An 11,325-nucleotide genomic window follows, 5' to 3' on the forward strand; every position below is an offset into this window, starting at 1 on the left:
GCACCGCCCGCCGCGTTCGCTGCGGCCCTCGGCGGCACCGACGGCCCGGCCGGCAGTCCCGGCGCCGGGGCGTCGGACGGGACGGCCGCGCGGCTCGCAGCCCTGCCCGAGGACGAACGCTCCATGGTGACCGCTCTGCTCTCCGGCGGCGGGCTCGGCAGAACGCGGGCCGCCGCGGACGACGCACCACCGACGAGCCCGGTGCAGCGCCTGCTCCAGGCCGGGCTGCTCGAGAAGGTCGACGACCACACCGTCCGCCTGCCCGACGCCGTCCGATCCGCGGCAGGTTCCCTGGCCGCCGCGCAGTTGAGGCTCACCCCTCCCCCGATCGTGCCGACGGTGCACGATCCTGGGACGGTCGACGCCGCCGCGGCCGGCGAGGCCGGGGAGCTGTTGCGGCACGCTCGCGCCGTCCTCGACTCGCTCAGCGCGCGCCCGGTGCCGGTGCTGCGCAGCGGCGGCGTAGGCGTGCGGGAGATCCGGCGGCTCGCCAAGGAACTGTCCCTGGGCGAGCGGCGCGTCGGGTTCCTGCTCGAGCTCCTCGCCCGTGCGGACCTCATCCGTTCCGGGCTGCCCGACCCCGTGCCGGAGCACGACACCGCCGACTCTTATTGGGCGCCGTCGACGGAGATCGACGCCTGGCTGGGCCTCGAACCGGCCGGCCGGTGGGCGGTGCTGGGCCGGGCGTGGCTGCGGATGCCGCGGCGCATCTGGGAGATCGGCACCCGGGACGCCGCGGACAAAGTGGTACCGGCACTGTCCGCCGAGCTCCACGCGCCGGGGGTCGCCGCCGACCGTGAGGCGGTGCTGGGGCGCCTGAGCGCCGAGCCGTCCGGCACCGGCATGAGCGCGTCCGACCTGCTCACGTCACTGCAGTGGCTCCGCCCGCGGCGCCACGCGCGCATGCCGCCGGGATACGTCGAATACCTGCTTGCCGAGGCGCAGGACATGGGTGTGGTCGCGCAGGGTGCGCTGTCGGAACCCGGCCGCGCGCTGACGCAGCAGACCGTCGCCGAGGCCGACCCGGCGGCCGACCCGGCGGCCGACCCGGCGGCGGCGGCGATGTCCGCCGCCATGCCGGATCCGGTGGACCACGTGCTGCTGCAGGCCGACCTCACCATGATCGCGCCCGGCCCGCTCGTACCGGAGCTCGCAGCCACGATCGCGCGGGTCGCCGAGGTCGAGTCCGCAGGAGCGGCCACGGTGTACCGGATCACCGAGGATTCGCTGCGCGCCGGATTGGACTCCGGGATGAGCGGCTCCGATCTGCACGCACTGTTCGCCGGCGCCTCGCGCACGCCGGTCCCGCAGGCGCTGACCTACCTGGTCGACGATGCGGCCCGCCGGTACGGCCGGCTGCGCATCGGCTTCGCCAACTCGTTCCTGCGGTGCGAGGACGAGGTGCTGCTGTCCGAGGTGTTCACCCGCCTGCCCGACCTGGGGCTGCGCAGGCTCGCCCCGACCGTCGCCGTGTCCTCCCTGGAACTGGCGGACCTGATGGACGCCCTGCGCGGCGCCGGCGTCGCGGCGGTCGGCGAGGACGTGAACGGCAGCGTGTTGGACCTGCGACCGCGCGGCGCGCGGGTCGCGACGCCGCGCCGGACGCGGCAGAACGTGCACCGTCCCCGACCGGCCGCCCTCGGCGACGCCGCCCTCGCGGAGGTCGTGGCCGGCATGCGCGCGGGCGACAAGGCGGAGGGCGTCTCCGGCGCACCCACCATCCGGGCCGACGGCACGCGCGCGGGCGGGGCCGCCACCGTCGCGCTGCTGCAGACTGCCACGCGCACAGGGCGGACGGTGTCGGTGGGCTACGTGGACGCGCAGGGTACGGCGATCCACCGCCTGGTCGAGCCCGTCGGATTCCACGGCGGCGTCCTCGAGGCGCTCGATGCCGTCACCGGCGCCCGCCACGTGTTTTCCCTGCACCGGATCACCTCGGTATCGTGGGCGGACTGAGGAACATTGCAGACCGGGGAGGCCATGTGAGCGACGGACCGCTGATCGTCCAGTCCGACAAGACGCTGCTGCTGGAGGTGGACCACCCGCGGGCCGCGGACGCCCGCGCAGCCATCGCCCCGTTCGCGGAGCTCGAGCGCGCCCCCGAACACGTGCACACCTACCGCGTCACTCCTCTGGCGTTGTGGAACGCGCGCGCTGCGGGCCACGACGCCGAGCAGGTGGTCGACGCCTTCGTCACGTTCTCGCGCTTCCCCGTGCCGCAGCCCCTGCTGGTGGACGTGGCCGACACCATGGCCCGGTACGGACGGCTGCAGCTTGTCAAGCACCCCGCGCACGGGCTCACCCTGATCAGCCTCGATCGCGCAGTGCTCGAGGAGGTGATGCGGCACAAAAAGATCAAGCCGATGCTCGGCGACCGCCTCGACGACGACACCGTGCGCGTGCACCCCAGCGAGCGCGGGCGGCTCAAGCAGATGCTCCTCAAGGTGGGCTGGCCCGCCGAGGACCTGGCCGGATACGTCGACGGCGAGGCCCACGAGATCGCATTGGACCCCGACACGCATCCCTGGCAGCTGCGCGACTACCAGCAGCTTGCCGCCGACTCGTTCTGGGACGGCGGATCCGGGGTGGTGGTGCTGCCGTGCGGCGCGGGCAAGACGATGGTCGGCGCCGCCGCCATGGCCAAGGCGCAGGCGACGACGCTGATCCTGGTCACCAACACCGTCGCCGGCCGCCAGTGGAAGCGGGAACTGATCGACCGCACCACCCTCACCGAGGACGAGATCGGCGAGTATTCGGGCGAGAAGAAGGAAATTCGGCCCGTCACCATCGCCACGTACCAGGTCATCACCCGTCGATCGAAGGGCGAGTACAAGCATCTCGAGCTGTTCGACTCGCGCGACTGGGGGCTGGTCGTCTACGACGAGGTGCACCTGCTGCCCGCCCCGGTGTTCCGGATGACGGCCGACCTCCAGTCGCGGCGCAGGCTGGGGCTCACCGCCACGCTGGTGCGCGAGGACGGCAGGGAAGGCGACGTGTTCTCGCTGATCGGGCCCAAGCGGTACGACGCCCCGTGGCGCGACATCGAAGCTCAGGGCTGGATCGCCCCCGCCGACTGCGTCGAGGTCCGGGTGACTCTGACCGAGAACCAGCGGATGATCTATGCCACCGCCGAATCCGAGGACCGCTACCGGCTGTGCTCCACCGCGGAGACGAAGGTGCCGGTGGTCCAGGCGATCCTCGACCGGCACGAGGGCGCGCAGACGCTCGTCATCGGCGCGTATCTCGACCAGCTCGAAGAGCTCGGTGCCGCGCTGCAAGCGCCGGTCATCCAGGGCTCCACCCGCACGGCCGAGCGTGAACGGCTCTTCGACAGGTTCCGCAGCGGCGAGATCCGGACCCTCGTGGTGAGCAAGGTCGCCAACTTCTCGATCGACCTGCCCGAGGCGGCCGTGGCCGTGCAGGTCTCCGGCACCTTCGGCTCCCGGCAGGAGGAGGCGCAGCGACTGGGCCGGTTGCTGCGACCCAAGCGCGACGGCGGGCAGGCGCACTTCTACTCGGTGGTGGCGCGCGACACCCTCGACGCCGACTACGCGGCGCACCGGCAACGGTTCCTGGCAGAGCAGGGGTACGCCTACCGGATCGTCGACGCGGACGAGCTGCTGGGCCCGCCGATCCCCGACGTGGAGGGCGACCTGCCCGACTCCGAAGCCTGACCCGGAGCCGGGGCCTGCCCCGTCGGCGGTCACCGTCACGGAGGCGACCGCTAAGATCGGTGCCGTGCGTCAACTGCCGTTCCCCGTCGATGTCAAGTTCGCCAAGAGTGTAAACGAGAACTACCAGGAGTTGCGCAGGCTGCGCATCTCCTCGATCCTCGTCGCTTTGCTGTGGATCGCGGGCGGCGTCGCGGCCGCCGTCTTCGGCTCAGGCGGCTGGTACATCCTGGCCGCCGCGCTGGTGGTCATGGGGGTCGGCTCCATCGTCATGGCGATCCTGCTGCCCCGCAAAGTCGGCTCCATCAAACGACAGTACGAACGCAGTCAGCTGGTCGGCGCCGTCCTCGCGGAGAAGCGTCGGCACGGCGTCACCCTGCTCGGGCTGGTCAATGTCTCGCGCACCGGCGACGTCGACCCCGTCTACGCGCTGGTCACGCGTACCGCGACGGCCGTGACCGGGCACCCTATGGTCGTCGGCGCGAAGATCCCCTGCGTCGCCGTGCTGCAGGACCGTTCCAGCCGCTACCGGGGCGCGTCGTGGCAGACCGCGAGCCTGATGCCGTTGTCGTGGGCCACCAAGGACAAGTCGGTGATCGGCCAGGGACAGTCGCTGATCGCGGGCTACGAATGGGACCTGCTCCAGCGCAGCATTCCGCGTACGGCGGAGGTGGACAAGTCCCCCAATCAGATGATCCTGCTGTCCAAGCGCGACCTGCCGGAGGCGTTGCGCGGCTGACCCGCCTTGAGCAGCACGTAGTCGTCCAACGACACCCGTGATGTGATGCGCCGGTAGGCGGAGACGGTGTCCGGCCAGTTGCTGGAGATGCGGCCCGACGCGGCGACGTACCAGCTGTCGCACCCGGTCCACGCGCTGTGCGCCAGCTGCCGCTGCACGTCCGCGTCGAACCGGTCGTCCACGTCCGCCCGCACATCGACGGCGTCCGCCCCCGCTGCGTCGGCCAGCTCGGCCAGGCGCCGGATGTACACGGCCTGGCGCTCGAGCATGAACAGGATCGACCCCGAGCCGAGGTTCGTGTTGGGCCCGTACATCATCAGCAGGTTGGGGAACCCGGGCACCGCGATCCCCAGGTACGCCCGCGCGCCGTCGGCCCACCGCTCGGCCAGGGCCTCCCCGCCGGCGCCTCGGATGTCGAGGGCCGTACAGAACTCCTGCGCGCGGAATCCGGTGCCGAAGATGAGCACGTCCGCCCGATGCCGCGTGCCGGAGGCCGTGGTGATGCCGTCGGACGTCACCTCGGCGACGGCGTCGGTCTCGACCGTGACATCGGGCTGCGACACCGCCGGGTAGTAGTCGCTGGAAAACAGCACCCGCTTGCATCCCATCGGGTAATCGGGGGTGAGCACCTCCCGCAGTCCCGCGTCCCGCACCCCCCGCCAGCGGTGCAGAGCCGACCATGCACGGAATGCGGCGGACACCACGCGGTTGCCCTTCATCTGCAGCGTCCACAGTTCAGCGAAGCACCACCAGAACAGCCGTTCCGCCGCCAGGGTCGCCGGGACGGCGCGGAAGAGCCTGCGGTGGCGGGCGCTGTAGACGCGGTCCAGACGCGGCAGCAGGTAGGGGGCGGAGCGCTGGAACACCGTCAGGTGCGTCGCAGCGGCCTGCACGTGCGGGATGAACTGGACGGCGCTGGCGCCGGTCCCGATCACCGCCACCCGCTTGCCGGTGAGGTCGACGTCGTGCCGCCACCGGGCGGAGTGGAAGGCCGATCCGGAGAACGAATCGATGCCCGGGATCCGTGGCAGCGCCGGCGTGGACAGCTGGCCGACCGCGGGCACCAGGAAACGCGCCCGGACCACCTCACCGTCGCCCAGCGTGATATCCCACCGGGCCGATTGCGCGTCGAACCGCGCCGCGGTCACCTCGGCGCCGAAGCGGATGCGCGGGAGCAGGCCGTACTCGCCGACGAGACGACGGATGTAGGCGAAGATGTCAGGCTGCCGCGAATACCTGCGCGGCCAGCCCGGCTCGGGCGCGTAGGAGAACGAGTAGTACGGCGACGGCACGTCGCACGCCGCCCCCGGGTAGGTGTTGTCCCGCCAGACCCCGCCCGCCCCGGCCGCGCGCTCGAGGATGACGAAGTCCGTGCGCCCGGATCGCGCGAGTTCCATGGCCGCCGCCAGCCCGCCCAGACCGGCGCCGATGATGGCGAATCCGTACGCTTCCGCGCCGGAAGACCCCCGGACGCCCGTCACCCGGGATCCGGCGTCTTTCGTCACGTCCGCACCCGCTCCCGACATCCCGCCTGCTCCCGCCTCGCATCCAGCATGATCCGGCACCCAGCCGCACCCCACCGTACCGTCAGCGTGACGAGGGTCACCCGCTCACAGGGACTCCGGTGGCACCGGGCCGCCGCCGCGGCCGACAATGACGCCGTCCACGGCGGCACGGTCCAGACGGGCGGCCCCTGCCACGGCGAAGGAGCACGAATGGAAGAACTGTTCGACACGCGCGACATGACGGGCCTGGCGCAGGCGATCAGCGGCGGCGAGGTGTCCGCGCGCGAGGTCCTCGAGTTCGCGCTCGACCGCATCGGGCAGCGCAATCCCACGGTGAACGCCGTCGTCGCCACCCGCGCCGACGAGGTGCGCGCCGAAGTGGACGCCGGACTGCCGGCGGGCCCGCTGCACGGCGTCCCCTTCGCCATCAAGGACCTCGGCGCGGATGTCGCCGGGCTGCCCACCACCAACGGGAGCCGCCTGTTCGCGGACGCGACGGCCGCCGCCGATTCCCCGATCGTGTCGGCGTACCGGCGCGCGGGCCTGGCCGTCGTCGGCAAGACGAACACCCCGGAGTGGGGCCAGAACGCGTCTACGGAGCCCGCCCTGTTCGGCCCCTCACGCAACCCCTACGACCTGGGCCGTTCCCCCGGCGGGTCGTCGGGCGGCGCGTCAGCGGCCGTGGCCGCGGGCATCCTTCCGGCCGCGCACGCCAGCGACGGCGGCGGTTCGATCCGCATCCCCGCGGCCATGACGGGTCTCGTGGGGCTCAAGCCGTCGCGCGGGCGCACCTGCGCTGGCAACCCGCTGGGCGCCCCGCTGTCGGTGCAACACGCCGTCACCCGCAGCGTGCGCGACTCCGCGCTGCTGCTGGACATCGTCTCCGCACCGCGCATCGGCGCCCCGGTCACGATCGTGCAGCCGGCGCGCCCCTACTCCGCGGAGGTGGGGGCCGACGCCGGCACGCTGACGATCGCGACGACGACGCACTTCCCCGACGGCCGGCCCGTGCATGACGACTGCGCCGCGGCGGTCGACGACATCGCAGCAGTGCTCTCGGGACTGGGACACCATGTCGCCCCCGGCGCGCCCTCGTTCCCGCTCGACGACATGGCGGCCCCCATGTCGATGGGGATGGCGGTGTCGATGACCGCGGCGGTCGACGCCCGGCTGGCCGCGCTCGGCCGCGGGCTCCGCGACGACGACCTCGAAGCGGTCGGCCGGATGATCTACGAGCGCACCAAGACGCTGAGCGCCGCCGACTTCGGCGTCGCACTGGACAAGCTGGCGGCAGTGGCCGGAACTGTCGGCGCGTTCTTCGCCGACCACGACCTGCTGCTGCTGCCGACGCTCGGCGCATTGACCCCGCCGCTTGGCCTGCTGGACGCCGGCTCAGTGGAGGCCATCTGGACGCACGGGGCCGTTTACGGCGGGCTCACCAGCCCGTTCAACATCACCGGCCAGCCTGCGATCTCATTGCCGCTGGGCACGGACCGCGACGGCATGCCCGTCGGTGTGCAGCTGGTGGCCGCCTTCGGCCGCGAGGACCTGCTGATCAGAGTCGCGGCGCAGCTCGAGCTGGAGCGCCCCTGGCCGATCACGCCGGTGTGGCCGGCCCGCAGCTGAGGCCCCGCTGCCGGCGGCACCGGCGTGCGCCGCCGGGGGTCCTCCTGGCTACTTGACCTGTTTGGCCAGGTTGGCGAGGGTCTCCGCCTGGATCTTCCGCAGGCCCAGCGGGGCGAAGATGCCCTCGAACACGCCGCCGATGCCGCCGGCACCCGCCCATGCGGTCTCCACCGCCACGCGCGCCCCGTCCGCGATCGGGGTGACCGTCCATGTGGTGACCATCGTCGAATTGGCGTCGGTCTCCGTCACGGTGTCGCCCGCCACCGAGACGGCCGCCTCGACGTACCGCACGCGCTTCTTCGTGGCCTGCAGGGTCCAGCGCACGATGGTGCCGTCCCCCCGCCCGCCCTGCACCACCGCATAGTCGCGGTACTGGGACGGGAGGATCTTCGGGCGCACCGTCGTGTAGTCGGCGATGGCCTCGAGCACCACCGACGGCTCCGCGACGATGTCGATCTCGCTGACCGCCTTGACCTCTCCCACAGTGAACTCCCTCTGCTCGTGTCGCGGCGCACCGTTGCGCGCCGACGCGCCCCACGCCGTCTTGTCCCCCGCCATCGTGCCACCCGCGTCGGCGTCCGCCCCTTCGGCCATGGCTGCAGCCCCGTCTGCGCACCGGAACTCATCCGCGACAAATCGTGATGCACCGCATACCATCAGCGGGCATGAAACGGCGTGCGAGTGAATCGGGACGGCGGAACCACGGCGACGACGGGCGGGGGCGCGGCCTGCTGCGTGCGACGGCGCGCGTGACGGGCGGCGTCCCCTCGCACCTGTGGGTGGGCGCCGCGGCGACACTCAACTCCGTCGCTCCGCCGTCGAATTACTGGCTGGGCGCGGGCTCGATGATGGTAGGCGGCCCGGTCAACGAGCTGTCGCCGTACCTGCTCGGTGCCTCCGCGGCGGATGCCGCCGTCGGCGTGGCACGGCGGCGCGGCGCCGCATCCGCCGCGATGTCGGCCCTGACCATCGCGGGCCAGGTCGAGCTCCTTCGCCGGGCCCTGGCCACGGGCCCCGCGGTGGACTCCGCGTTGGACGAGGCCATCGGCCGCGCCCGGCTGCCCGCCGGCGGACGGGAGAGCCTCGCCGCGCGCCTGTCCCCCGTGCCGATGCGGGCCGGCGACGTCGAAGTACTGCACGACATCCCCTACCTCGACCCGGCCGGACTCAATTCCGCGGGCAGCCCCGCGGCACGGGCCCGGGCGGAGAAGCTGTGCCGCCTCGACATCCACCGATCGCGCAGCGGAACCCGTCCGGGAGGAGAGGCCGGGCCCGCGCCCGTCCTTCTGCACGTGCACGGCGGGATGTGGATGGGCAGCGACAAGCGCTACGAGGCGCTGCCGCTGCTGCACCGGATGGCCGCACGCGGATGGGTGTGCGTCAGCATCAACTACCGCCTGTGCCCCAAGGATCCGTTCCCCTCGCAGATCCTCGACGTCAAGAGCGCCATCGCATGGGTGCGGACGCACGCCGCCGAGTACGGCGCAGACCCGTCGTTCATCGCGATCACGGGCGGCTCCGCAGGCGCGCATCTGGCGTCGCTCGCCGCACTCACCCCCGGTGACCCACGGCTGCAGCCGCACCTGGCCGACGGCACGGACACCTCGATCCAGGCCGCGGTGCCCCAGTACGGGATCTACGACTTCACCGCACAGTCCGGGACCGCCCACGCCACCAAGCGACGCGACCGCTTCCTGGCGCCGATGATCCTCAGAAAGGACCCCATCGACCACGCCGCGGAATTCGCGCTGGCGTCGCCGCTGCTGCACGCCGACGCCGCGGCGCCGCCGTTCTTCGTCCTGCACGGGACCGACGACACCGGAGTCGAGATCGAGGAGTCCCGGCACTTCGTCCGCCACCTGCGCGCGGTCTCGGACAGCGTCGTCGCCTTCGCGGAGCTCCCCGGGGCGCAGCACGCCTACGACCATCTGAACTCGATCCGCGCGCGGCAGTCGGTACGCGGAATCGAACGATTCCTGGAGTGGGCGGCGGCCACTCGCGCCTGACCTCCCGATCACCAGTATTCGCCGAGCATCTTCCGTGCCGACCTGCAATGCTGATCACAGCCGCGGTCTTCTGTGCGATAGACCACGGCACTGGGGTGACGTGGGCGAAATGGGCGCCGCACGGAACCTGAGCCGAATGACGACTCGCGTCACGCGGAAAGCGTGGCGGCTCCTGGGAGGGTGCGCATCCGATGAGCGAAATGACAGTGCAGTTCGATGACAGACTCAGCGCATTCGACTACATGATGTTCCGGGCCGACATGGACGCCCACTCACGGACGTCGCTGATGTTCATCGAGACCCTCGACGAGGTTCCCGATTTCGCGATGCTGCGCGAGCAGATCGACCGCGCGTCGCGTGTGGTGCCGCGGCTGCGGCAACGCGTCGTGGCTCCGCTGCTACCGCTGGCGCCGGCGCGCTGGGTCTTCGACCCCGACTTCTCGCTCGGATACCACCTGCGCCACATGGTGCTGCCCGGCCCCGGTTCACTGCGCGATCTTCTCGATCTGGCCGAGGTCCTGCATGCCACGCCGCTCGACCCGGGCCGTCCCCTCTGGGAGGCCACACTGGTAGAGGGACTCGACGAACCCGACGCCAAGGCCGCGCTGCTCTGGAAGCTCAGTCACACCGTGACCGACGGCGTCGGCGGCATGCTCCTGGACCAGATGATCCACCAGGACAGCCGCGAGCCGTCCCCAGAGCCGATGCCTCCGGTGCCCGTGCCGCAGGACGTCACCCCCCTCGAGCTGACACAGTCCGCGGTCCGCGGGCTTCCGCAGCGCCTCGTGCTCGGGTCCCTCTCGCGCGCCGCCGGTATCGCCCGCCGCGCGGGCAGCGCCGTCACCGATCCGCGCGGCGCGGTGGGATTCGCCGCCCGCACCATCGACGATCTGCGCAAGCTCGCCGATTCTGCCGCCGCCGAGCCTTCCCCGCTGCTGCGCCGCCGCGGCCTGGACCACCGCTTCAGCACGCTCGACTTCCCGCTGGCCGACATCCGCGCTGCGGCCAAGTCGCACGGCTGCTCGGTCAACGACGCCTTCCTGGCCGGCATCGCGGGCGCTATGCGCATCTACCACGAGCACCTCGGCGTGCCCATCGACTCACTCAACCTCGCCATGCCGGTGAACGCCCGCGCGGGCGGCGATGCCACGGCGGGCAACCAGTGGTCGGCCATCACAATGGGGTTGCCGGTGTCCGAGTCGGACGTGGTCAAGCGCATGCTCGCGATCCGCAAGAGCGTCCTGCACGCCCGCTCCGGATCGTCCATCGACCCCACGGCGCTCCTCGCTCCCGTGCTGTCATGGCTGCCGCAGCAGCTGCTCGCCGGCGCGGGCACCGGGAGCCTCGGAATCGACGTGCAGGCCAGCAACGTCCCCGGAAAGGTCACGGAACGCTACATCGCCGGGGCCCGCATCACCCGCAGCGTGCCCATCGGACCCCTGCCGGGCGTCGCGATGATGGCCACGATGGTCTCGTTCGCCGGCCGCTGTTTCGTCGGTGTCAACTACGACACCGCGTCGTTCAGCGACTCAGAGACGCTCGAGCAGGCACTGGCCGCCGGGTTCGATGAGGTGCTCGCAGCGGCGCGCACGGGGGAGGCGAAGGACTCGGCCGCCACTGCGGTGCCGCCCCGGAAGCCGAGCGCCGAACCGGCTGCCGCGGCGGCTTCGCCCGTACCGGGCGCAGCGTCGAAGCCGACCACCAGCAAGACCACGGCACGCAAGTCCGCCGCACGCAAGGCGCCGGCGGCGAAGGACGGGGACAAGTAGATGGCGGCC

General features: G+C 71.9%; 8 protein-coding genes. 6 read left to right on the forward strand and 2 right to left on the reverse strand.

From position 1 onward, the window contains the following. The 3 genes from JJ683_RS00005 to JJ683_RS00015 all read left to right on the forward strand — a co-directional run. On the forward strand, positions 1-1,956 hold a 1,956-nt coding region (locus JJ683_RS00005), incomplete at its 5' end, for a helicase-associated domain-containing protein (protein ID WP_200170646.1). A gap of 26 nt (positions 1,957-1,982) precedes the next feature. After that, positions 1,983-3,674, forward strand: coding sequence for a DNA repair helicase XPB (locus tag JJ683_RS00010; RefSeq protein ID WP_200170647.1), 1,692 nt, complete (start codon positions 1,983-1,985; stop codon positions 3,672-3,674). Positions 3,675-3,738: 64 nt separating this feature from the next. Then, complete coding sequence (locus JJ683_RS00015) at positions 3,739-4,410, forward strand: DUF3239 domain-containing protein (protein WP_200170648.1); 672 nt, start codon at positions 3,739-3,741, stop codon at positions 4,408-4,410. Here the strand turns inward: JJ683_RS00015 and JJ683_RS00020 are convergent. Further along, complete coding sequence (locus JJ683_RS00020; RefSeq protein WP_307810598.1) at positions 4,359-5,915, reverse strand: flavin-containing monooxygenase; 1,557 nt, start codon at positions 5,913-5,915, stop codon at positions 4,359-4,361. The genes JJ683_RS00015 and JJ683_RS00020 overlap by 52 nt on opposite strands. A 210-nt stretch (positions 5,916-6,125) precedes the next feature. On the opposite strand from JJ683_RS00020, the gene JJ683_RS00025 reads away from it, so the two are divergent. Beyond that, positions 6,126-7,541 (forward strand): amidase, encoded by a 1,416-nt coding sequence (locus tag JJ683_RS00025; protein ID WP_200170650.1) that lies wholly within the window; start codon positions 6,126-6,128, stop codon positions 7,539-7,541. A 48-nt stretch (positions 7,542-7,589) separates the two neighbouring features. Here the strand turns inward: JJ683_RS00025 and JJ683_RS00030 are convergent, their stop codons facing one another. After that, positions 7,590-8,024 carry an SRPBCC family protein gene (locus JJ683_RS00030; protein ID WP_200170861.1) on the reverse strand — a complete coding sequence of 145 codons (435 nt, stop codon included), beginning with the start codon at positions 8,022-8,024 and terminating at the stop codon, positions 7,590-7,592. Between the two features lie 182 nt (positions 8,025-8,206). Between JJ683_RS00030 and JJ683_RS00035 the strand changes: the two genes are divergently transcribed. Next, positions 8,207-9,547: an alpha/beta hydrolase gene (locus tag JJ683_RS00035; protein WP_200170651.1), complete on the forward strand. Its 1,341-nt coding sequence runs from the start codon at positions 8,207-8,209 to the stop codon at positions 9,545-9,547. Between the two features lie 191 nt (positions 9,548-9,738). Next, a complete protein-coding gene (locus JJ683_RS00040; RefSeq protein ID WP_200170652.1) occupies positions 9,739-11,316 on the forward strand; it encodes a wax ester/triacylglycerol synthase family O-acyltransferase in 1,578 nt (525 codons plus the stop codon). Positions 11,317-11,325: the final 9 nt, after the last annotated feature.

This window comes from Tomitella cavernea (genome assembly GCF_016599145.1).
Lineage (GTDB): Bacteria > Actinomycetota > Actinomycetes > Mycobacteriales > Mycobacteriaceae > Tomitella > Tomitella cavernae.

Bases quoted from the DNA above. Each gene is read 5' to 3' on its own strand.
- JJ683_RS00025 (WP_200170650.1), top strand. From the start codon at position 6,126: ATGGAAGAACTGTTCGACACGCGCGACATGACGGGCCTGGCGCAGGCG.
- JJ683_RS00035 (WP_200170651.1), top strand. From the start codon at position 8,207: ATGAAACGGCGTGCGAGTGAATCGGGACGGCGGAACCACGGCGACGAC.
- JJ683_RS00040 (WP_200170652.1), top strand. From the start codon at position 9,739: ATGAGCGAAATGACAGTGCAGTTCGATGACAGACTCAGCGCATTCGAC.